Below are 21,868 nucleotides of genomic sequence, written 5' to 3' on the forward strand. Positions count from 1 at the left end.
TTGCTGAAAACTGTTATCTAGCCAGTGAATCCGCCGTCGCCGACCGGGATGGTCCGGGCGTTGATCAGGGTCGGCCGTTGCCGGTCGGCGATGCCGGCTTTGACCAACTCGACGACTTCGTCGGTGGTGTTGGCTTCGTGGGCGTCCACGCCATAGCTGGCGGCGGTGCCCACGATGTCAAGTCCGGGCAGGTCGAGGCCGGGAACGTTCGGGGTTTTCTCCCAGACACCGAACTCTTTGACCACAGCGTATTCAGCGTTAGAGGCGACGACGACGGTAAGCGGGATCTGGTAGCGGGCGGCGGTCCACAACGCGGTGATCGCGTAATGGATGGACCCGTCACCCATCAAGGCGACCACGGGACGGTCCGGCGCCGCGACCTGGGCGCCGACCGCGGCAGGCAACCCGAAGCCGAGACCGCCGCCTGCGGCCGACAAGTGCGAGAATCGTTGGGCCGGACGGATGCTGTTGGTGAGCGGAATCTCGTTGCTGCCAGCCTCGCTCACCCACAACGTATCCGCGGGAGCAGCGTGGCCGACCGCGGTCCACAGCGCCTCGGGTTTCAGCGGTGCTTGAGCGTGCTCCAGCTCGGGGATCGCCGCACGCGGCGACGGGGCCGGCCGCTGTGTTGGCTTCACGACATCGAGCAGTCCACCGACCGCGCTGCGGAGGTCGGCGACGATCGCATCCCCGACCGGTGCGCGGGCGGCCTCGTCGGGATCGTTGGTCAGATGAATCAGGCTCGCGCCTTGCGGGAGGTAAGGACCGGGAACCAGCGGGTAGTACCGGAAGACGGGAGTCCCGATGGCCAGCAACAGGTCGTGTCCGGCCAGAATTTGCGAGATCCAGCCCGCACCGGGCGGCAGGGCCCCGTGATAGAGGGGGTGGTTCTCGGGAAAGCCGCTCCACCCCGTCAACGGTGCGGTCCACACCGGTGCCTGCAGGCGTTCGGCAAGCTCGATCACCGCGTCCCAAGCCCCGTAGCGCTCGACGTCGCCGCCCACGACCAGTGCCGGTGAGGTCGCCGACCCAAGTCGAGCGCCCAGTTGTTCGGCCAGTTCGGCGGGGAACCCGTAAGCGTGGGTCACGGTACGCTCACGCACGACGGTGATGTCGGCGTCCTGGGCATCGTTGAGTTCGACTGGCATGTCGTCCATCGGCAATGAGACGAACACCGGACCCATCGGTGGGGTCGTGGCCAGATGGATGGCGCGCGCCAGCACGGCGGGCGCCTCGCTGGCGACGGCCGGTTCGGCCGCCCACTTCACGAAAGGCCGCGGGACGGTGGTGGGTTCGATGTTGGTCAGCAAGCAGTACTGGTTTTGCATATTGCGTCGCTGATTTCCGGCTGTGACGATCAGCGGGGTTTTGTTGCAGTAGGCGTTGTAGAGCTGGCCTTGTGCGTTGCCCATGCCCGGGGCGGTGTGCAGGTTAACCACAGCCGGCCTACCGGTGATCTGGGCGTAGGCGTCGGCCATCCCGACCGGAATCATTTCCTGTAACCCGAGGAAATACCGGAAATCGTCCGGAAAGTCCTGCAGCAGAGCAAGTTCGGATGATCCCGGGTTGCCGAAAAAAGTCGTCAGGTCGTGCTTGCGGAACAGGTCCAGGATGGCTTCTCGGACGGTAGTCATCTGCGGTGCTCGCTTTCGGTTCGCATGGGGTGGGGTGGCGCTAATCTAATTCACCGGGCCGCGGATCGAGAGCCCAAGTCAAGGCGAAGTCCGCGATCGTTTCCCAACCTGGCGCGCCGCAGGTGAAGTGATCTCTACCGGGGAAGAGCTTATGGGCGGTGACAGCGGTGGAGTGCTTGGCGTTTTTTTGGAAGTTCTCCCATTGCACCGCAGGGGGCAGGATGTGGTCGTCGCCGCCGGCGATGAACAACAGGGGGGCCCGATCGTCGTTGGCGAAGTTGTAGGCCGTGGCCGCGTCGTGGGTGACGTTGGCCAGCCCGCCCTGGAACAGTATCCGCCCCGGAACGGCTACCGCGTAGCGGTCATAAGCCGCCTGGGATTCGGCCTCGGTGAGGGTGTTGGTGAAGGCGTAGTGAAACTGCTCGGGCGTGATGGGCACCGCCCGGTGTAGGTTGGCCGGATTTTTCAGCACCGGGAAGGTGGCCCGGATCTCCGAAAACGGAAGCGCCTTGATGCCCTTGACCGCCGCGCCGTCGATGGATACGCCGGCTCGCCCGTACCCGGCGTCGAGCAGTAACTGCACGAACGTGCCCCCGAACGAGTGGCCCATCAGGATTGGGGGTTCAGGCAGATCGCGAACAACAGACGCAAGGTGATCCAGGACCTCCCGCACACCGAGACCGGCCAGCGGTGAAGGATCCTCGCGCAACGCCGCGACCCCGGCTGGGCCGCCCGCGATCCCCGGATAGCCAGGCGTCAGCACCGTGAACCCGCGCGCCTGATAGCGGGCCACCCAGTCTTCCCACGCCAGGGGCGTCATCCATAGCCCGTGGATCAACACGATCGTCTCAGAACCGGATGGCGTCACGCGGACCATGCTGATGAATCGGCTGGCACGGGCACAACGGTTCGCAGCCCAAAACAACAATTCACGCGATTGTGCCCGCGCCCAATCACGCTGAGGCTGGTTACCATCACGATGTGTCGTCCCAGCACCCCCTGATGCTCCTGTCCAATCGTGCGCGTGGGCGATCAGAAGCGATCGTGACGCAGGTCGCGGCGGCCTTCCGCGCCGAGATTCCCGGCTACGGGCGCGGCGAAGGGCTCACTGATGAAGAGATCCGAGGCAACATCGGCCAATACCTCGACGAGATACTCGACCGTATCGGTGGCGGTCCCGAACCGAGGCCCGAGGGACTCGACGTCTTTATGCGCGGACGCCTCGATGCGGGTATCACGCTGACCAGCCTCCTGCACGCTTACCGCCTGGGAGCGGCGGTCATTTGGGACGCGCTAGCCGCCCTCGCACGGGGTCATGAAAGACAGAAGGACGCGCTGATCGCCGCGACACCAGCGCTCTTCGGGCTATTGAATATTTATTCCATACGGGCGCATGCGATCTATCGTGAGATCGAGATCCGAGACGCACGCCGCAACGAACAAGTCCGAGCCACGATGCTCGACACGGTGCTGTCGGAAAACTCCAGTGTCGGGGCGGACTTCTGGCATGCGGTCGCAACTTTGGGCATTCCCCGCACTGGGCAGTTCGCAGTCCTGGTCGCGATCACCAACTCCGATCAGGCCCACGATGAGGCGCCCGCCGATATCGAGGCCCTCGTCTCATCACACACCGGGGTCGAAGAGGCGTGGTTTCGACTCAGCCCGCGCTCGCAGCTTGGGCTTGTCTCCTTCCGCCGCAACAGGATCGGCACCCTGGACGATGTCGGAGACAAAGTGACCGCACGCGCCCCGGTGTGTGTGGGCATCAGCATTCCGTTCACATCGGTAGCCGACTGCGCCAAAGCACGGGCCCAAGCCCAGGTCGCTGCCGCGGCCGCATCCCCTACCCGACCGGCTATCCGATACAACCGCGACGTGTTGCCCGTCCTCATGGCCAGCTCTCCAGACGCCGCCTCCACCGTCATCGCCACCACGCTGGGCCCCGTCCTCGAACTTCCCGCGGAGCGACGTGATCTGCTCATCAACACGGTTCGCACCTGGCTGCAACTTCGGCAATCCATCTCTGCCACCGCCACAGTCCTGCACTGCCATCGAAACACCGTGAATTACCGCCTACGCCGCTTCGCCGAGCTCACCGGAGGATCCCTGGCAGACAACACATGGCTTTCCCAAGTGGTATTAGCCGTTGAAGCTCCGCCACTGGCCTGAGACACCAGGGCGACATGGTGAGAACGCTAAACATTGTGCGCCAGCACGAGGACACCCGGTTGCTCGTGTCCATATCGTCATCGTGTGCCGCGCCCTGCCGATTTCCCCCGATCGTCGCGCGCCGAAGGACTGGCGTTCACGGCGGTGGTCGCACTCCCCAACGTCGCCCAGGGACTGTTCCGCCGCCGACATAGAGTTGCTGCGGTCCTCGACCGCTTCGGCGTGACGGCCGGTGGCCATCGACTATTGGCGTCGCTACAACGACGCTACGGCGACGGCCCGATCTGGATGTCAGTGGGCCAAAAACCAATCCTGCTGGTATACGGCCCAGAGCAAATCCGGTTCGCATTGTCCAACGCGCCGGATCCCTTCGCTTCCGACCCCGAACCCAAACGATCGGGAATGCTGAAGTTTCAGCCGCATGCGCTGACAATCTCGCGCGACCCCGACTGGTCAGACCGTCGCCGTTTCACCGAGGTGGTACTCGGCCGCGCGCGTTCGGATCCGGCGATTCAACGTCGTTTTACCGCTATTGCGGCTGCCGAAGCGACGGCACTGCCCGAAGAAATGTCTTGGACAGACTTCAACGGGGTGGTGCGACGGCTGGCGCGTCGGATCATCCTGGGGCAGAGCGCATCCGGCGACGATCAGCTATCCGAACAGTTGGCGACACTGATGGCCAAGGCAAACCCACCGGGCAAGGGAGGTCCGGAACTCTATCGCAAGTTCATCAGCACGCTTGAGCGATACGTCGCGATCGGCGAAGAAGCAAGCCTGGTAAGGCTTTTCGAAGGCGCGCCGATAACAGAAATCACTGACCCGGCAGGCCAGGCCATCCACTGGTTGTTCGCGATGGGTGACACCCTTGCCATCAACACCTGGCAATGCCTTGCGCTCTTAGCCACCCACGGCGACATTCTCGCCAAGGTTCATCGGGAGCTGGACGAACTCCACGACACCACCTACCTGGCCGCCTGCCTGCAGGAGGCGATGCGGCTATGGCCCACAACGGCAGTGCTAGCGCGAACCATCATCCGGGATATTGACTGGGACGGAGTACACGTCCCGGCGGGCACGTCGGTCATGATCGTCAACACTTTCAACCACCGCGACATGGACCGTTTCGTCTATGCCGACCGCTTCGAACCCGCGCAGTGGCTCAACGGATGTGCCGCCCGTTCATGGTCGTTCAACTCATTCAGCCATGGCCCGCAGGTTTGCCCGGGGGCCGATCTGGCCGTCCTGCTCGGTACGACGCTCCTAGCGGCGGTGCTGCGCAGGGCCGAACCCGTGGCGTCCGCCGTCTCACTTAATCCCGACGCGCCCTTGCCACGAACGTTCCACCACAGCCGTTGTCGCATCACGCTCCGGCCTCGAGCACCGTGAAGACAAGATCGAAACAGCCGAAGATAAGGCGTTGGGATGCACGATAGGCCTGCATGCGGCTCGATACCTTGGGGACTGTGGATTCGATGAACTGACAAAGCCGCAGCACCTGTTCAGCATGGGCACTGTCCACTTTCCGGAACCGACGGTGACGGTTTTCTCCTGGCGTCTTTACGGCCATGCGATCGACGCGCAGAACGTCGACAATTTCACCTGCGACCATCCCGGGCCCAAGCGATGGGCTCTTTTCCAGCGACTCAGGAGATGATGCGAAGCATGACTGCGCACAAGACCAACGCGGTGCTACGGGTCGGGATGCTGGAGCCGACATTCCACGCCGAGCTGACTGCACGCTACGACATCCCCACGCTCCCCGAGGGCCCACAGCGGGCCGAGTTCTTGTCCGAGCACTCGGCCTGCGTTCGCGCGGTCGCGATGTCGGGCTACGGAAGCGTCGATGCCGACCTCATAGAAAAGCTGCCCAACCTGGGGGCGATCGTCATGAACGGCGTCGGGGTGGATTCGATCGATCTAGACAAGGCCCAGCGCCGCGGCATCGGCGTGAGCAACACTCCCGACGTGGAAACAGGCACGGTCGCCGACACGGCACTAGGGCTGATCCTTATGGCACTGCGCCGATTCGGCGCCGCCGACCGATTCGTGAGGGCGGGCCGGTGGGGCCGCGACGGACAATTCCCTTACGCCAGGGACGTCACCGGCCTGCGGATCGGCATCCTGGGGTTGGGCCGCATCGGTTCAGCGATCGCGACCAGGCTAGTCGGCTTCGGTTGTGACATCGCCTATCACAATCGCCACCGCGTCGACGGGTCACCGTACCGTTACGCGGAATCGCCGTTGGCATTGGCCCAGTCCGTCGATCTTCTGGTGGTCGCCGCGGCGGGCGGTGCACGACACCTCGTCGACCGAACAGTGCTTGAGGCGCTGGGCCCAGAGGGTTATCTGGTCAACATCGCCCGCGGCAGCGTCGTAGATCAGGATGCGTTGGTGCAACTGGTGGCGAACGGCGGACTGGCCGGAGCGGGTCTCGACGTCTTCGCCGACGAACCGCATGTGCCCGCCGAACTATACGACCTGGACAACGTAGTGCTCTTACCGCATATCGGCAGCGCCACCGCCCGGACCCGTACGGCGATGGCGCTGCTGGCGATCCGCAACCTCGAAAACTACCTGTCCACCGGCGAACTCGTAACACCCGTCCTGCGACCGCGTCGCTGACTTGTTTACCTCCTCGAGCCCATACATCACGGATCCGGACCCCACCGTCCGAACTTCGTCGGTATAGCGGCCACCGCGCGCCGCGGCGGAACTGTGTATCGCGCTGGAAACCACCCGCCGCGCGGCAAAACCGGAGCCCTAGTGCCGAATTCAGCGTCGGTGCACCACGATCCGGCCGCCGTCCTTCGGGGTGAATGCGACCCCGCGGCAATGCCACGGCTCGCCCGGCGCGTCCGTCGTCGCAATGGTCAAGCGCCGCAACACCGTCCGGAGCACAACGTCCATCTCCATGTTGGCGAACGCCGCCCCGACACACCGGCGCGTTCCCCCGCCGAACGGGATCCACGACAACGCCGACGGTTTCGTGTCGATGAAGCGCTGCGGGTCGAACCGGCCAGGATCGGGGAACACGTCGGGGTTGTCGTGTATCTGCGCGATGCCGACGATGATCGAATAGCCGCGCGGGATCACCCATTCGCCCAGCCGGAAGGTCTCGGGGTAGACGTGGCGACCGGCGAAATCGATGACAGTCCTCGCCCGTTGGACCTCCAGGATCGTCGCCTGGCGCAGCTCGCCTCCGCCCGCGCCGGTCCCGTCGGCCTCCTCGACGAGCGCCCTGAGCAGGTCGGGGTGCCGGCTGATCCGCTCGAACGCCCAGGCCAGCGTGGATGCGGTGGTTTCGTGGCCAGCGGCCAGCAAGGCCAGAAGCTCGTCGCCGATCTCCCTGTGCGACATTGCCGCACCGTCGTCGTAGGTGCTGCGCAGCAGCAGCGCGAGCACGTCGGTCCGCTCGGCGAAGTCCGGGTCGGCCCGCTCCGCGGCGATCAGCTTCTCGAGGACCTCGTCGTATTGGCGCCGCCACTTGTCCAGCCGGCCCCACGGGCCGAACCGGGGATAGCGCTTCGGCTTCGGCAGCGCGGCAAGGCGTGAGCCCAGGGTGACCCACGGCGGGATGAGCCGGCGCAGCTCGTCGAGCTCGGCGCCTTCCGCGCCGAACACCGCGCGCAGGATCGCGTTGAGCGTGATTCGCATCATCGGCGGCAACGTCGCGAATGACTCGCCCTCCGGCCAGCCGGCCATCTCGCGCAGCGTCTCTTCTTCGATGATGCTCTCGTAGTTCTTCATGCTCTTGCCGTGAAATGGCGGCGCCAACAGACGTCGCCGGCGGCGATGGGCGTCGCCCTCGAGGCCGAAAACCGAGCCGGAGCCGAACAGCCGGCTCAAATTGGGCTGGATGTTGCCGAGCTCGTCTGGGCTGGTGGTGAAGATCTGCTTGGCCAGCTGGGGGTCACTGACCATGATGACGCGTCCCCACATCGGCAGGCACAGCGTGAAGACGCTGCCGTAGCGACGCGACAGTCGTCGCATCATCGTTCGTCGGGACATGGCAAAGCCCATGCCCTGCAACAGCTTCGGACTTCGGGCCGCAGGAGGCAGGCGGACCGCGGCCGGTGGGGCGGTGGCTACTTCACTCATGGCGTCATTGCTCCCAACATCTGCCCCGGGCCGGGGTTGGTACTGCGATGTACCACAGATCTTTCCGAATACGGTACTCTGCAGTACCAAAGCTGACAAGACGCGTTTCGAACCGGAAGGGGGCGCCGGCCGTGAGCTCAGCAATGACAGCAACGGATTGCGACCCCGATGTCGGCGAGATCGATCCATTTCGACTCCGGTTGCTCGACGGTCTCGCCACCTCGATCACCGAGCGCGGCTACCGCGCCAGCACGGTCGCCGACGTCGTCCGCTCCGCGCGCACGTCCAAGCGCACCTTCTACGACCACTTCGCCGGCAAGGAAGAGTGTTTTCTCGAACTGCTGGCCGTCGACATCGAGAAACTGGGCGCCAAGATCGCGGCCACGGTCGATCCCGAGGCCGATTGGCACGTACAGATCCGCCAGGCCGTCGAGGCGTATGTCGGATACATCGAGGCCCGCCCGGCCATCACGCTGAGCTGGATCCGCGAACTGCCCTCGCTGGGTGCGGCCGCTCGCCCGGTCCAGCGCCGCGGGCTGCAGTTGCTGACCAGCCTGCTGATCGACCTCAGCGCCAGTCCCGGATTCCGGCGCGCCCAGTTGCCCCCGTTGACGGCCCCGTTGGCCGTGATCCTGTTGGGCGGCCTGCGGGAGCTGACCGCACTTGCGGTCGAAGACGGCAAACCGGTCCGAGAAATCGTGGAACCGGCCGTGGATGCATCCGTAGCTCTGCTCGGCCCGCGCCATTAGGTCCGCACACCGCCGTAAGTGAAAGTCTCACAAGCCATTCCGGCCCCGGGCTGGTAGGGCTAGGCTCACCGCAGACCCACCCGTTCCGACTTGGAGGATCCTACGATGCGGCTCTCGACCCGAAACCAGCTCAGGGGGACCATCACCGAGGTCGAACTCGGCACCGTGATGGCCGTGGTGAAGGTGACGCTCGACGGCGGCGATCAGGTCGTCACGTCGTCAGTCACCAAGGATGCCGCGACCGACCTCGGCCTCAAGGTCGGGCAGCCCGCTACCGTGTTCATCAAGTCGACCGAAGTCACCATCGGCGTCGACTAGGGCCGAAAACCCCTTACCCGCTTTACTTTACGGTGAGAAACGCGCGAACCCGGTCCAGGACCAGATCGGGCCGCTGGTCGACGATCCAATGGCCGACGTCATCGACCAGCTCGACCTTGAAATCTTCGATGCGGTCGGCATATCCGTCGGTGAGGTCCGGCGTGATCACCGGGTCTTTGGTTCCGGTCAGCCAGCGGACCGGCACGTCGACGCGAGCATCGTTGTACTGGCCGCGCATCCACTTGCGCATCTCTTTGGTCTGGAAGCTGCGGTACCACCGCGAGCCGGCCTCCGCGTGGCCGGGCTGTTGCATGCACTCGAGGTACATGCGGGTGTCGTCCTCGGGCAGGGTGTAACCACCGCCGACCCAAGACCCGAGCATTCGGACGAACCGGGAGTTGGGATCGCTGATCACTCGCGGCCCGATGACCGGCAGCGAAATCGGGACCTGATACCAGAACCGCCAGATGTTACGCAGCGTCGACAGGCTCGGCTTCACCCACGGCGCAACGGTATTCACCCCGAAGAACCCGGTCACCCGGTCCGGGTGGCGCAGCATCATGATGAACGCGACCGGCCCGCCCCAGTCGTGGGCCACCAGCTTGACCGTCGCGACACCCAAGCGATCCAGCACCCCGGCCAGATCGTCTGCCATCTCGTCCTTGGTGTAGCTGGTGCGCGGCGCCGAGCTCCAGCCCGAGCCGCGCAGGTCCGGACACAGCACCCGGTAGCCGTCGGCGGCCAGCGGCCCGATCAGCTCGCGCCATTCCCACCAGTTCTGCGGGAAGCCGTGCACCAACATCACCACCGGCCCGCTCGCCGGCCCCGCGTCCGCGACATGGATCGTCACGCCGCTTCCCAGATCGACGTACCTGTGTTCCACACCGTCCAGCGCGGGCATAGTGACCATGAATTGAGAACGTAGCCGCTCGGTAAGTCTTAGGCCAGAAACCGCTCGACGTACGGCGCGAAGCGCTCGCGCAGGTCGCCCTCGTCCAACCCGAACATCTCGTACGACGTCTCGACACTGCCGAGTCGCCCGCGGCGGTGGCCCGCGAGGTAGTCGCCGAGGGCGGCGCGCGCCTCGTCGGTCAACGGTTCGCCGGCCAGCGCGTATACCCGTTCGGCGACGCCGAGTTCGTCCGCCATGAAGTCGTCGAACCGGATGTCGATCGAGCGGTCCGGACCGATGGTGCTGCGGTCGCGGACGAGCGCGGTGAGCATCTGGTCGAGGCGGTCGATCCAGGAGTTGGCGATCTGTTCCACCGGCACCGGCGAGCGGTGCATGCGGGCGGAGTAGGTGATCATCGCGATCATCGACAGGGCCACCGGCACCGGGTCGCGATGGGTGAACACGACGATGCTGTCGGGGAACACCCGATTCAGCACGGGCACCTGCTCGAGATGCTGTGGCGATTTGAGCAGCCAGCGCCGCCCGCCGCGCAGGAACTGCATCGCCCGGAGCTGCGTGGCCAGGTATTGGTAGTGCGGCGTCTGATCGTGGGCCTGGTAGTAGTCACGCCAGCGGGGTACGTCGGCGAGCGTCTCGAGCAGCATCGTGGACACGTCGTTGGCCAGCAGCTGGATCTCTTCGTGGACGTGGTCGGTGGTCATTTCGTGCATGAGCGGGAAATGCGGCATCACCATGTTGATCACGCCGACCGCGACGTCCATTCGGGTTCGCCGCGGATCCGGTTGCACGCCAACTTCATTCGGCATCGGGAACGGTTCGTTGCTTTCCCAGTACGGCATGGTGCGGAAGGTCGGCGGCGCGGCCAGCAGGTTGTGCAGGTGCGTGGTGCCGGTGCGGGGCAGCCCGGCGATGACCACCGGCGAGCGCAGTTCGATCCGGTTGATCTCGGGATGGCGAGTCAGCAGGTCCGTCAGCAGCAACCGGTTCTTGAGGACCTGCAGCAGCTGCCCGTAGAAGTTGACCACCCCGGCGTCGTGCAACCCGTCGATCTCACGCAGCGCGGCGAGGTAGACATCGAGGCGCTCGCGGTAGTCGTCGGGACCGAAATCGCGCAGGCCGGTGTCGGCGCTGGCCTTGGCGTGCAGCGCGTCGGCATCCAACGGGCACTCCGGGGCCATCGCGGCCATCATGTCCAGAATCTGCTGGCCCTGGGCGCTGAATTGGGGCTGGGCGAGGTCGTCAAGGCGAACGTTCACGCCAACTTATGTTACTCTGAGTTTCGTAATGGTAGTAGACTTTGGACGACCTCGTGATCCGCGTATCGACGGTGCGGTGCTCACCGCCACCGTTGAGCTTCTCGCCGAAACCGGCTACGCCTCGTTGTTGGTCTCCGCGATCGCCGAGCGCGCCGGCACCAGCAAACCCGCCATCTACCGGCGCTGGCCGAGCAAGGCGCACCTCGTGCACGAGGCGGTGTTCCCCATCGGCGCCGCAACGGAGCTTCCGGATACCGGGTCACTTCCCGAGGATCTGCACGAAATGGTCAGTCGCTCAATGGCTTTCCTGAGCACGCCGCCTGCCCGGGCGGCGCTCCCGGGTCTGGTCGCCGAGATGGCGGCCGACCCGACGCTCCACTCGGCGCTGCTGGAACGGTTCGCCGACGTCATCGGCGGCGGCCTCACCGAGCTGCTGCAGCGCGCCGCGGCCCGTGGCGAGGTTCGCGCCGGCGTGACCGCCGCCGAACTCACCGAGGCCATCGCCGGCATCACGTTGATGGGCCTGCTCACCCGTCCCGACGAACTCGACGACGCGTGGGTCGATCGCACCACCAGGTTGCTCCTGAAAGGAATCAGCGCATGACGCACCAATCGACCGAGGCATGGCAGGACCTACTGAAAACCCTTGGCGAACTGGGGCACTCATTCCTCGAGGGTGACCGCGCCGTCACGGACGACCGCCACATCGCCGACGGCTACCGCATGCTGGCCGCCACCCTGGGCGTGGCCCTGGATACCTACCTGTTCCCCGAGCCGGGCCGGCCGCAGTTCGTCGCGGTCAACACGCCCTTTCGCCGCGATCGCCGCTGGGGCGGGGACAACACCGACGCCTACTACTTCATCTGCCCGGTCGATCCCACGCGCCGATACCGGATCAGCGGGAACAAGGGTGACAGCGTGTACTTTTCGGTGACTGCCTACAACGAGCCAACACCGGGCGCCTGGTCGGATCGGGTCGTCGCGATCGTCCGCGACACCGACCTCGATATCGACGCCGACGGCAACTTCACCTTCGAATTTCCCGCCACGCCCGACGCGGCCGTGCTGATGACCCGCGACTATCAGGCCGATCCCCTGACCGGCCGCCCGGTGACCTGGCACATCGAGGCGCTCGACGAGCCCGACCCGATCCGGCACGGTGACGCCGAGACCGCGGCGAGCCTGCGCGCGGCCGACGCCTGGTTGCGGACAATGTTCGCGATCGTGCCGCTGGCCGTGGGAAACCGGGTCGACGATCAGCATGCTCTGGGCCACGAAACCGCCCATGCCGCCAACGCTTTCGCCGATCCCTATCAGGTGCCGGACGCCAACTTCGGCTGGTCGGCGCGCGACGCCTGCTACTCCTACGGCAGCTTCGTGCTCGACGAGGACGAGGCGCTGGTGATCACGCACCGGCCGCCGTCGTGCCGGTTCTGGAACCTGGTGGTGTGGAACCAGTTCATGGCGACGGTCGGCCCGGAGGACGCCCGATGCTCGCTGAACGGCCACAGCGCCGTCCTCAACGGCGACGGTTCCGTGACGGTCGTCTTGTCCGCCGGCAAGACGGCGCACCCGAATTCGCTTACCACGCTGGGCTATCCGCGTGGCAACCTGGCATTTCGGTGGTTCCTCGCCGACGGCGTGCCGCAGCGGCCCGAGGTGAAACTCGTCAAGGCGGCCGACGCCCCCACCGACGTCAGCTAGGTTGGATGGCGCCGACCCGCTTTGCCCGGCAACGCCGCCCTCGCGATCGCCACTAGACCTGGCGGACCAGTTCGATCGCCCGGCCCAGCGTCTCCAGCTTGGCCTCCAGCGTCGCGCCAGCGGGATACAGCCGCACGGTGTTCACGCCGGCATCGCGCCACACCGCCAGGCGTGCGGCGACCATCTCCTCGGTGCCGATGAGCGTGGTGGCCAGCACCATCTCGTCGGTCACCAGGCCGGCGGCCCCGTCCCGGTCGCCGCGCTGCCAGCGCTCGTGCACCTCGGCGGCGACGTCGGCCCAGCCCTGCCGGCTGTAGGCCCGGTTGTAGAAATTCGTGCTCGACGATCCCATGCCGCCGAGGCTGAAGGCCAGCTCCTTCTTGCGGCCCGCGACCATGCCCAGCAGCTCGTCCTCGTCTGCGGCAAAACCGACTTCGGCGCCCTGACAGATGTCGATGTCGGCCCGGGTGCGATTACCGGCGGCCAGCCCGTCGTCGAGGTGGGAGAAGTAAGCGTCGCCGGCGCCCTCGGGGACGAAGCTGGTACCCAGCCACCCGTCGGCGACCCGTCCGGTCAACCGCAGCATCGCCGGTGACAGGGCGGCCAGGTACACCGGAATGGGATGCTCGGGGCGGTTCGACAACCGCATGGGTACCGCCTCGCCGGGCCGGGGGATCTCGAATTCCTTTCCGGCATAAGAGATTTTCCCGCCCGCGAACGCCTGCCGCACGACGTCGATCGTCTCGGCGACGCGCGCCAGCGGTCGGCTGAACGAGGCGCCGTGCAGGCCCTCGATCACCTGCGGCCCCGATGCGCCCAACCCGAGCAGGAATCGCCCGTTCGACAGGTTGGACAGCGTGATCGCGGTCTGGGCGACCATCACCGGCGAGCGGGTGCCGACCTGCAGCACGCCGGAACCCAGCAGCATCCGCTCGGTGCGGGCCGCCAGGTAGCCCAGCGCCGACGGCGCATCGGCGCCCCACGCCTCGGCCACCCAGCACACGTCCAGACCCAGCTTCTCCGCCTCGACGGCCAACGCCACCACCTCGGCGGCCTCGCTCCCGGCACCGGAGAGCTCGACCGTCGTGGCGCTCCGCATCAATGCACTCCGTGTTCGGCCAGCCGTTTGATCGCCGCCAGGGTCTTACCGATCGCACCCTCGAATTCGCGCAACCGCACGAACACGATCTTCTGCTCCTTATCGGGCATCGACTCGATCGCCACCGACAGGCCCGAGCGGCCCGGTCCCATCTGCATCCAGTAACTCAGGACGGTGCCGCCGTCGCGGGGCGCCAGCCGGAATCGCCACATCGCCGCGGGGTTGTCGGGTTCCCCGACGGCCCAGGTGAATTCGTGCGGCCGATCGCAGGCGACGATCTGCGACGTGCTGCTCCACTGCCCGAACGCGTCGTGCTCGTTGTGTCCGATGAAGCGAGCGCCGACCCGGGGGCCATCGCATCCCTGCGCCCATTCCACGGCCTTGAGCTCGCTGCTGAACGCGGGCATCAGGGCGATATCGGAGACCAGGCTCCAGACCCGGGCCGGGTCGGCGTCAATCCACGTCGAAGCTTCCACTGTCGGGGTATCCGCATAACGCGCGCCGGTCCATTCCACGGACCTCATTGTCCCCCCGTCGCGGCGCGAGGCAATGCCCGCCCGGCGTGGATTTACGCGGCGACCGGCTCGGGCTCGGGCGACTTCTCGGCGCCGGCCTTCCGCACCCAGGAGTCCGGGAAGGTCAGCCGGACGATCTTGCGGACGACGGTACCGAACTGGCGCAGCAGCGGGCCGCGGTTGTAGGGGATGCCGTAGCGTTCACAGATCTCCTGCACCTCGGCCGCGATCTCGGAGTACCGGCGGGCCGGCATGTCGGGGAACAGGTGGTGCTCGATCTGGTGCGACAGGTTGCCGGAGAGCAGGTGAAAGAGCTTGCCGCCAGTGAGGTTTGCCGAGCCCAGCACCTGGCGGAAGTACCACATTCCGCGCGATTCGTCCTTGGTCTCCTCGACGGTGAATTCTTGTGTGCCGTCCGGAAAGTGGCCGCAGAAGATGATCATGTACGACCACACGTTGCGCATCAGGTTGGCGGTGAGGTTGCCGGTGAAGACGAAGGGCGCGATGGGCCCGGCCAGCAGCGGGAAGGCGACGTAGTCCTTGAGGGTCTGGCGACGGGTCTTCTTCCAGATGGCCCGCAGGACTTCGCGCTTGTCCTCGAGCCGGATCTCACCGGAGCGGATGCGCTCGGTTTCCAGCTCGTGCAGCGCGACGCCGTACTGGAACAACACCATCAGCAGGAAGGCGTAGATCGGGTTGCCGAGAAAGTACGGCTGCCACCGCTGGTCCTCGCTCATCCGCAAAATTCCGTAGCCGATGTCGCGGTCCATCCCCACGATGTTGGTGTGGGTGTGGTGCATGTAGTTGTGCGAGTGCCGCCATTGATCGGCCGGGCACGCCGTGTCCCACTCGAAGGTGCGCCCGGAGATGGCCGGGTCGCGCATCCAGTCGTACTGGCCGTGCATGATGTTGTGGCCGATCTCCATGTTGTCGAGGATCTTCGACAGGCCCAGCATCGTGGTGCCGGCCAGCCATGCCGGCGGCAGGAACCCGGCGAACAACAGCGCGCGGCCGCCGACCTCTAGGGCGCGCTGCGTCTTGATGACGCGGCGGATGTAGTCGGCGTCCTGCTCGCCGAGTTCCGCCATCACGCGTTCCTTGATGGCGTCGAGTTCACGGCCGAACGCGTCGGCCTGTTCGCGTGTCAGGGTGATCTTGTCGTTCGACATTGCTTGTCCTCCAAGCGGTTTATGAGCTGAGTTGGCTTTTACAGCGACAGGTCCACGTCACCGACCGGAACGGACACGCAGATATGCACGTCCTCATCGGGAGCGGTCGAGACCGCACCGGTGACCAGGTTGCGCACGGTGCCGGCGGTTTTGCGCCGCGTGCAGGTGTGACAGATGCCCATCCGGCATCCGTTTTCGGGCGTCAGGCCCGCCGATTCGGCCTGCTCCAGCAGCGGCCGCCCATCGTCGACGATGTCAACTCCGCTGTCGGCGAAGGTGACTCGCCCACCCGACGGATTTGCGGGCGCACCGAAGACCGGCGGCACGAAGCTCTCGGTGTAGACGTTGTCGCAGTTCTTTTGGACGGCCTCGACCAGAGGCGTTGGCCCGCAGACGAATACCGCGTCGGGTGACGGCATCGCGGCGGCCAGATGCTCCGGCCCGAATCGCCCGGCGAGGTCGCCGTCGTCGGACCGGGTATAACCGTGCAGCACCCGCACCGAGGCCATCGCGGCCAGCTCGTCGCGGTAGCACGCCTCGGCGGGCGTGCGGGCGTAGTGGATGAATGCGATCTCGCCCGGATGGCCCTGCGCGACCAGGGTGCGCGCCATCGACAGCACGGGGGTGATACCGCTGCCCCCGGAAATGAAGAGGATGCGCTGCGGGCTTTGCGGTCCGCGCGCCGGCAACGTGAAGTCGCCGCCGATGCCCGTCAGACCGACCACCATGCCACGGTGGGCGTGTTCGTACAGATAGTTCGAGACGAGGCCGCCGTCGTGGCGGCCGATGGTCAGCTCAAGGCCGGCGGTCCCTTCGGCATTGGCGGGTGAATAGCAGCGGGTGTGCCGGCGGCCGTCGATCTCGACGGTGAGGTTGACGTACTGGCCGGCCTTCAGGCGGTGGGCGGACAGGAAGGTGTCGTTGGGGGTCAGGGTCAGGGTGACACTGCGCGGGGTGCTCCGGCGCACGTCGGCCACTTTGGCGCGGGCTTCGCCCAGCGTCCAGGTCGGCGCCACCAGCTCGGTGTAGCGATCGACGCCGTGTGGACCGGTCAACAGGTCTAAGAGCTCTGAACCCAACACGCGCTGCCGAAGGGTCCGCGCGAGGACTCGGCCAGAAGCTTGAGCGGTTTGAGTGAACATATGTACACCGTGCGTCCGCAACGCCCATGCCGTCAAGGGTTTACTGCCTCGCTGTGGTAGGGTTCACACAGTGAACAGCCGTACTCCTAGCTCACGCGGGCGCGGCTCTGGTCGCGAGCGCTCGCGGGAAAGCCCGTCGCGGGAGGAGCGCAAGGAGGCGACCCGTCGGGCCATCATCGCGGCGGCGCTCAAGCTGTTGCAGGACCGCAGCTTCTCCAGCCTCAGCCTGCGCGAGGTGACGCGCGAGGTCGGGATCGTTCCAGCGGCGTTCTACCGGCATTTCGAATCGATGGAGGCCCTCGGCCTGGTCTTGATCGACGAGTCGTTCCGGAGCCTGCGCGACACGCTGCGTGATGCCCGTGCCGGCAAGCTCGACCCGAACCGGGTGATCGAGTCGTCCGTCGAGATCCTGGTCGCCAGCGTCGCCGACAGACGCGAACACTGGCGGCTCATCGGCCGCGAACGCAACAGCGGGTTGTCGGTGCTGCGGTACGCGATCCGCACGGAGATCCGGCTGATCACCTCCGAACTGGCGACCGACCTGGCGCGATTCCCCGGGCTGAACAAGTGGACCACCGAGGACCTCAACGTGCTGGCGACCCTGTTCGTCAACGCCATGATCGTGATCGCGGAGGCCATCGAGGATTCGCAGAGCACCGAGGCGACCGAAGACATTCGCCGGCTCGCGGTCAAGCAGCTGAGGATGATCGCCACGGGCATCGCCGGCTGGCAAAGCACACCCTGAGTGCGTCGGCTGGAGTAAACAGCCGAGCACTGACTTACTCGTCGACGACGTCGTACAGCGAGTCGCCGTCCTCGGGGGTGCCGTCGATCTGGCCCCGATGGGCGCGCCGCGGTTTGTCGTCCACCGGCTCGATGTCATCGGGAACGTCGGGCTCCTCGGCCGCCAACCGAGCGTCGAGGGATTCGCCCTCGCGCTCCTCGCGGGCCGTCACGCCGAACCGGTTGGCCTCGCTCCAGCCCTCGGGCGGGTCGACGACGATGTCGCCGTCGTCGTTGCGCAGCTCGTCCGAGTCGGTGCCTTCGCTCGCGTTCAGGGTGTCACCGGGGCCGCCCTCTGCGGGGAAGTCCGCCGGATCAACCAGCTCGTCCGGCTGGGGGTTATCGCTCATGCCAAAACGGTTGCCCGCGCCATCGGGGGGTTAAACGCGGGCAGGACGCCATTCCGTTTATCCGCTAGCGCGGCGGCCGCCACATGGCCCACAGGGTGGGGCCATCGTCCGGCAGGGCGATCTCCCGGGTGACCGTGAAGCCGAATCGCTCGTAGTAGGGCACGTTTTCGGGCTTGCTCGACTCGAGGTAGGCCGGGCAGTACTCGGCGTCGCAGCGGTCCAGCCGCGACCTCATCAACGCCTGACCGAATCCCTTGCCACGGACGTCCGGATCGCTGCCGATCACGGCCAGATACCAGTGCGGTTCGGCGGGGTGCACGCTCTTCATCAGGTCCTGGATTGCGCGTCCACGCATCGAGCGCAGGCCGAACACCCGGATGAACGTCGGGGTCATCGCCAGCTGCGCGCGAGACGTCTCCTGCCACTGGTCGGGCGGATCCCACAGGGCCGCAGCGCCGATACCCGCGTCCGCGCAGGCCACCTCCACGCCGCCGCGGGCGAGGTGGTGGTGGCGCGTCATCGTCGCGAACAGGCGGGCCAGGTGCGCGGTCCGCTTGTCCTGATCGGGAATCAGCCAGATCATCACCGGATCGTCGAAGAATGCGCGCGCCAGCGTGCGCGACAGCGCGCGGACATCGGCTTTGACGGCCGGTCGGACCTGCGGGGTCATCCGCAACACGCTAGTGCGTGTGAGGCCCGGTGGTACGGGTATGCCGATCCGGTGACCGGCATCTCGCGGCGAGCGTTCGGGCGGGTGGCGGCCGGCGCGGGCATGCTCGGGTCCGTCGGGCTGGCCGACGGATGCGCCAAACCGGCGGGTGAGCATGGCAAGTCCAGCGGTCCGCCACCGGCGGGCAAGGGCGTGGGATTCGTGCTCTCGCACGAGCAGTTCCGCACCGATCGGCTGGTGGCACAGGCTCAGGCTGCCGAACAGGCGGGCTTTCAATACGTGTGGGCCAGCGATCACATCCAGCCCTGGCAGGACAACGAAGGCCACGCGATGTTTCCCTGGCTGACGCTGGCGCTGGTGGGCAGCGGCACCAGCCGCGTTTCGTTCGGCACCGGGGTGACGTGTCCGACCTACCGGTACCACCCCGCCACGGTCGCCCAGGCGTTCGCCTCCCTGGCGATCCTCAACCCGGGCAGGGTCTTTCTCGGGGTGGGCACCGGCGAGCACCTCAACGAACAGGCCACCACCAACACCTACGGCAACTACGCCGAGCGCCACGACCGGCTTGCCGAAGCGATCGACCTGATCCGGCAGCTGTGGAGTGGCGCGCGAATCTCCTTCTCCGGCCGGTATTTCCAAACGAATTCGCTGAAGCTCTACGACGTCCCGGCCACGCCCCCACCGATCTTCGTGGCCGCCGCCGGCCCGAAGAGCGCGAAGCTCGCCGGACAGCGGGGCGACGGCTGGATCACCCAGGCCCACGATGTCACGAACCCAAAACTGTTGGCGGCCTTCGCTGCCGGCGCGCAATCCGCCGGGCGTGACGCCGCCACGCTGGGCAAGCGCGCCGAACTGTTCGCGGTCGTCGGCGATAACGCCGAGGCCACTCGGGCCGCCACGCTGTGGCGCTTCACGGCCGGGGCCGTCGATCAGCCCAATCCCGTCGAGATCCAGCGCGCGGCCGAGTCCAACCCCATCGACAAGGTGCTCGCCGGCTGGACCGTCGGCACCGACCCCGCCCCGCACATCGACGCCGTGCAGCGGGTCCTCGACGCGGGCGCCATCCCGTTCCTGCACTTCCCCCAAGACGATCCCGTCGTCGCCATCGAGTTCTACCGCAGCAACGTCTTGCCGAAATTGCGCTGAACGGCGCCACGCGGGTTACACGTAATAGGCGGATCATGCACAATCGGGATCCTATGGACGTTTCAGATCCCGGTTCCCGCCACCAGCTGGCCATGCGGATGGCCGAGCTCGCCCGCGGTATCGCCGCGCCGCGCCGCCTCGATCGGGTGCTGGCCGAGGTGACCACGATGGCCGTCGAGCTGATACCGGGCGCCGACATCGCGGGTGTGCTGCTGGTGAAGAAAGGTGGCGAGTTCGAATCGCTGGCCGACACCGACGGCCTGGCCGCGCAGCTCGACAAGTTGCAGCACGATTTCGGTGAGGGGCCCTGCGCCGAGGCCGCTCTGCGGGAGACGATCGTGCGCAGTGACGACCTGCGCAACGAGTCGCGCTGGCCCAAGTACGCGCCCGCCGCGGTAGAGCTGGGCGTCCTCAGCAGCCTGTCCTTCAAGCTGTACACCGCGGACCGCACCGCCGGCGCCCTGAACCTGTTCGGCCGTCAAGCCAACGTGTGGGACACCGAAGCCGAGACCATCGGCTCCGTCTTCGCCGCGCACGCCGCCGCGGCGATCCTGGCGGGAAGCCATGCGGAACAACTGTATTCGGCGGTATCGACGCGGGACCGCATCGGTCAGGCCAAGGGCATCATCATGGAGCGCTTCGGCGTGGACGACGTGCGGGCCTTCGACTTGCTCCGGACGCTCTCGCAGGAGAACCAGATGAAACTGGTCGACATCGCCCAGCGGATCATCGACACCCGCGGTGCGCACGAATAGGTCCTTGGCGGAACCGGGGTGAACGCCCCGCTCTAGGATGGGATGGCTTTATCAACGAGTCCGGCGCGGCGTTGCGCCGGGGATTGGTCGGCCACCGTGTGGGACTTCGAAACGGACCCCGAATACCAGGCAAAGCTGGACTGGGTCGAAAAATTCATGACCGACGAGCTGGAACCGCTCGACCTGGTCGCGCTTGATCCGTACGACAAGAAGAATCCCGAGATGATGGCCATCCTGCGGCCCTTGCAGCAGCAGGTGAAGGACCAGGGTCTGTGGGCCGCGCACCTGCGCCCCGAACTCGGCGGTCAGGGCTTCGGCCAGGTCAAGCTCGCCCTGCTCAACGAGATACTCGGGCGCTCCCGTTGGGCGCCTTCGGTTTTCGGCTGCCAGGCGCCGGATTCCGGCAACGCCGAGATCCTTGCGCTGTTCGGCACCGACGAGCAGAAGGCCCGCTACCTGCAGCCGTTGCTGGATGGCGAGATCACCTCGTGCTACTCGATGACCGAACCACAGGGCGGCTCGGATCCCGGGATGTTCGTGACGAGCGCGACCCGCGACGGGGACGACTGGGTCATCAACGGGGAGAAGTGGTTCTCCAGCAACGCCAGGCACGCGTCGTTCTTCATCGTCATGGCGGTGACCAAGCCCGATGCCCGCACGTACGAGAAGATGTCGCTCTTCATCGTTCCGGGCGAGACGCCGGGGATCGAGATCGTTCGCAACGTCGGAGTGGGCGGCGAGTCGAAGCACGGTTCGCACGGCTACGTCCGTTACAACGACGTCCGGGTGCCGGCCGATCACGTGCTCGGCGGCGAGGGTGCGGCGTTCATGATCGCACAGACCCGGCTGGGCGGCGGCCGCATCCACCACGCGATGCGCACGATCGCGCTGGCGCGCAAGGCCTTTGACATGATGTGCGAACGCGCCGTGTCACGTAAGACCCGGCACGGCCACCTGTCCGACTTCCAGATGACGCAGGAGAAGATCGCCGACAGCTGGATTCAGATCGAGCAGTTCCGGCTGCTGGTGTTGCGCACCGCCTGGTTGATCGACAAGCACGACGACTACCAGAAGGTGCGCCGCGACATCGCGGCCGTGAAAGTCGCGATGCCCCAGGTGCTGCACGACGTCGCGCAGCGCGCGCTGCACCTGCACGGCGCGCTCGGCGTCTCCGACGAGATGCCGTTCGTCAAGATGTTGGTGGCCGCCGAGTCGCTCGGCATCGCCGACGGCGCCACCGAGCTGCACAAGATGACGGTCGCCCGCCGGACCCTGCGTGAATACGAGCCGGTGACAACGCCTTTCCCGTCGGCCCACATCCCGACCCGGCGCGCCGAAGCGCAGGCTCGGCTGGCCGAGCGGCTGGAACACGCGGTCGCCGAGTTCTAGGGACGCTGC

The 21,868-nt window shown here is 66.3% G+C and carries 23 protein-coding genes; 11 read left to right on the plus strand and 12 right to left on the minus strand.

Going from position 1 to position 21,868, the window contains the following annotated elements; all coding sequences use genetic code 11:
• Window positions 1–17 precede the first annotated feature (17 nt).
• Complete coding sequence (gene mdlC, locus ACYQ8K_RS12760) at window positions 18–1,634, minus strand: benzoylformate decarboxylase (protein ID WP_459969412.1); 1,617 nt, start codon at window positions 1,632–1,634, stop codon at window positions 18–20.
• Window positions 1,635–1,674: 40 nt separating this feature from the next.
• Window positions 1,675–2,502, minus strand: a complete 828-nt coding sequence (locus ACYQ8K_RS12765) for an alpha/beta hydrolase (RefSeq protein ID WP_459969414.1) — start codon at window positions 2,500–2,502, stop codon at window positions 1,675–1,677.
• A 176-nt stretch (window positions 2,503–2,678) separates the two neighbouring features.
• Between ACYQ8K_RS12765 and ACYQ8K_RS12770 the strand changes: the two genes are divergently transcribed.
• Window positions 2,679–3,803 (plus strand): PucR family transcriptional regulator, encoded by a 1,125-nt coding sequence (locus ACYQ8K_RS12770; protein ID WP_459969416.1) that lies wholly within the window; start codon window positions 2,679–2,681, stop codon window positions 3,801–3,803.
• 84 nt (window positions 3,804–3,887) lie between these two features.
• Window positions 3,888–5,189 carry a cytochrome P450 gene (locus ACYQ8K_RS12775; RefSeq protein ID WP_459969417.1) on the plus strand — a complete coding sequence of 434 codons (1,302 nt, stop codon included), beginning with the start codon at window positions 3,888–3,890 and terminating at the stop codon, window positions 5,187–5,189.
• Here ACYQ8K_RS12775 and ACYQ8K_RS12780 read toward each other — a convergent pair.
• Complete coding sequence (locus tag ACYQ8K_RS12780; RefSeq protein ID WP_459969419.1) at window positions 5,164–5,412, minus strand: hypothetical protein; 249 nt, start codon at window positions 5,410–5,412, stop codon at window positions 5,164–5,166. The genes ACYQ8K_RS12775 and ACYQ8K_RS12780 overlap by 26 nt on opposite strands.
• Before the next feature lie 53 nt (window positions 5,413–5,465).
• Here ACYQ8K_RS12780 and ACYQ8K_RS12785 point away from each other — a divergent pair, with 53 nt between their 5' ends.
• Window positions 5,466–6,425 (plus strand): 2-hydroxyacid dehydrogenase, encoded by a 960-nt coding sequence (locus ACYQ8K_RS12785; protein WP_459969420.1) that lies wholly within the window; start codon window positions 5,466–5,468, stop codon window positions 6,423–6,425.
• A 150-nt stretch (window positions 6,426–6,575) separates the two neighbouring features.
• Here the strand turns inward: ACYQ8K_RS12785 and ACYQ8K_RS12790 are convergent, their stop codons facing one another.
• Entirely contained in the window at window positions 6,576–7,901 is a 1,326-nt protein-coding gene (locus tag ACYQ8K_RS12790; protein ID WP_459969422.1) for a cytochrome P450, read from the minus strand.
• 143 nt (window positions 7,902–8,044) lie between these two features.
• Here ACYQ8K_RS12790 and ACYQ8K_RS12795 point away from each other — a divergent pair, with 143 nt between their 5' ends.
• On the plus strand, window positions 8,045–8,650 hold the full coding sequence (locus ACYQ8K_RS12795) for a TetR/AcrR family transcriptional regulator (protein ID WP_459969424.1): 606 nt from the start codon (window positions 8,045–8,047) through the stop codon (window positions 8,648–8,650).
• 105 nt (window positions 8,651–8,755) lie between these two features.
• Window positions 8,756–8,968, plus strand: coding sequence for a TOBE domain-containing protein (locus ACYQ8K_RS12800; RefSeq protein ID WP_067834587.1), 213 nt, complete (start codon window positions 8,756–8,758; stop codon window positions 8,966–8,968).
• Between the two features lie 22 nt (window positions 8,969–8,990).
• Here ACYQ8K_RS12800 and ACYQ8K_RS12805 read toward each other — a convergent pair whose 3' ends face one another.
• Entirely contained in the window at window positions 8,991–9,878 is an 888-nt protein-coding gene (locus tag ACYQ8K_RS12805) for an alpha/beta fold hydrolase (protein WP_459969425.1), read from the minus strand.
• A 29-nt stretch (window positions 9,879–9,907) separates the two neighbouring features.
• Window positions 9,908–11,137: a sulfotransferase family protein gene (locus tag ACYQ8K_RS12810; RefSeq protein ID WP_459969427.1), complete on the minus strand. Its 1,230-nt coding sequence runs from the start codon at window positions 11,135–11,137 to the stop codon at window positions 9,908–9,910.
• A gap of 28 nt (window positions 11,138–11,165) precedes the next feature.
• Here ACYQ8K_RS12810 and ACYQ8K_RS12815 point away from each other — a divergent pair, with 28 nt between their 5' ends.
• Together ACYQ8K_RS12815 and ACYQ8K_RS12820 are read left to right on the plus strand one after the other, a co-directional pair.
• Window positions 11,166–11,741: a TetR/AcrR family transcriptional regulator gene (locus tag ACYQ8K_RS12815; RefSeq protein WP_459969429.1), complete on the plus strand. Its 576-nt coding sequence runs from the start codon at window positions 11,166–11,168 to the stop codon at window positions 11,739–11,741.
• Window positions 11,738–12,841: a DUF1214 domain-containing protein gene (locus ACYQ8K_RS12820; RefSeq protein WP_459969431.1), complete on the plus strand. Its 1,104-nt coding sequence runs from the start codon at window positions 11,738–11,740 to the stop codon at window positions 12,839–12,841. The genes ACYQ8K_RS12815 and ACYQ8K_RS12820 overlap by 4 nt, the downstream gene beginning before the upstream one ends.
• A 52-nt stretch (window positions 12,842–12,893) precedes the next feature.
• Here the strand turns inward: ACYQ8K_RS12820 and ACYQ8K_RS12825 are convergent, their stop codons facing one another.
• The 4 genes from ACYQ8K_RS12825 to ACYQ8K_RS12840 are packed head-to-tail and all read right to left on the minus strand — an operon-like array spanning window position 12,894 to window position 16,766.
• Window positions 12,894–13,940, minus strand: coding sequence for an LLM class flavin-dependent oxidoreductase (locus ACYQ8K_RS12825; RefSeq protein ID WP_459969433.1), 1,047 nt, complete (start codon window positions 13,938–13,940; stop codon window positions 12,894–12,896).
• Window positions 13,940–14,464: an SRPBCC family protein gene (locus tag ACYQ8K_RS12830; RefSeq protein ID WP_459969435.1), complete on the minus strand. Its 525-nt coding sequence runs from the start codon at window positions 14,462–14,464 to the stop codon at window positions 13,940–13,942. The genes ACYQ8K_RS12825 and ACYQ8K_RS12830 overlap by 1 nt, the downstream gene beginning before the upstream one ends.
• Before the next feature lie 44 nt (window positions 14,465–14,508).
• Entirely contained in the window at window positions 14,509–15,624 is a 1,116-nt protein-coding gene (locus ACYQ8K_RS12835; protein ID WP_459969436.1) for a fatty acid desaturase family protein, read from the minus strand.
• A gap of 38 nt (window positions 15,625–15,662) precedes the next feature.
• Window positions 15,663–16,766, minus strand: a complete 1,104-nt coding sequence (locus ACYQ8K_RS12840) for a ferredoxin reductase (protein ID WP_459969438.1) — start codon at window positions 16,764–16,766, stop codon at window positions 15,663–15,665.
• 70 nt (window positions 16,767–16,836) lie between these two features.
• Here ACYQ8K_RS12840 and ACYQ8K_RS12845 point away from each other — a divergent pair, with 70 nt between their 5' ends.
• Window positions 16,837–17,511 carry a TetR family transcriptional regulator gene (locus ACYQ8K_RS12845; RefSeq protein WP_459969440.1) on the plus strand — a complete coding sequence of 225 codons (675 nt, stop codon included), beginning with the start codon at window positions 16,837–16,839 and terminating at the stop codon, window positions 17,509–17,511.
• Window positions 17,512–17,545: 34 nt separating this feature from the next.
• Here ACYQ8K_RS12845 and ACYQ8K_RS12850 read toward each other — a convergent pair whose 3' ends face one another.
• Window positions 17,546–17,899, minus strand: coding sequence for a hypothetical protein (locus ACYQ8K_RS12850; RefSeq protein ID WP_459969442.1), 354 nt, complete (start codon window positions 17,897–17,899; stop codon window positions 17,546–17,548).
• A gap of 64 nt (window positions 17,900–17,963) precedes the next feature.
• The gene (locus ACYQ8K_RS12855) at window positions 17,964–18,569 is read right to left on the minus strand and encodes a GNAT family N-acetyltransferase (RefSeq protein WP_459969444.1); all 606 of its coding nucleotides are present in this window, start codon (window positions 18,567–18,569) and stop codon (window positions 17,964–17,966) included.
• 51 nt (window positions 18,570–18,620) lie between these two features.
• On the opposite strand from ACYQ8K_RS12855, the gene ACYQ8K_RS12860 reads away from it, so the two are divergent.
• The 3 genes from ACYQ8K_RS12860 to ACYQ8K_RS12870 all read left to right on the plus strand — a co-directional run bounded on the left by ACYQ8K_RS12860 (window position 18,621) and on the right by ACYQ8K_RS12870 (window position 21,859).
• Entirely contained in the window at window positions 18,621–19,715 is a 1,095-nt protein-coding gene (locus tag ACYQ8K_RS12860; protein WP_459969445.1) for a F420-dependent hydroxymycolic acid dehydrogenase, read from the plus strand.
• Between the two features lie 53 nt (window positions 19,716–19,768).
• Window positions 19,769–20,470, plus strand: coding sequence for a GAF and ANTAR domain-containing protein (locus ACYQ8K_RS12865; protein WP_459969447.1), 702 nt, complete (start codon window positions 19,769–19,771; stop codon window positions 20,468–20,470).
• A gap of 96 nt (window positions 20,471–20,566) precedes the next feature.
• The gene (locus ACYQ8K_RS12870) at window positions 20,567–21,859 is read left to right on the plus strand and encodes an acyl-CoA dehydrogenase family protein (RefSeq protein WP_459969499.1); all 1,293 of its coding nucleotides are present in this window, start codon (window positions 20,567–20,569) and stop codon (window positions 21,857–21,859) included.
• The last annotated feature ends 9 nt before the right edge of the window (window positions 21,860–21,868 follow it).

The sequence above is a fragment of the Mycobacterium sp. MUNTM1 genome (assembly GCF_054660795.1).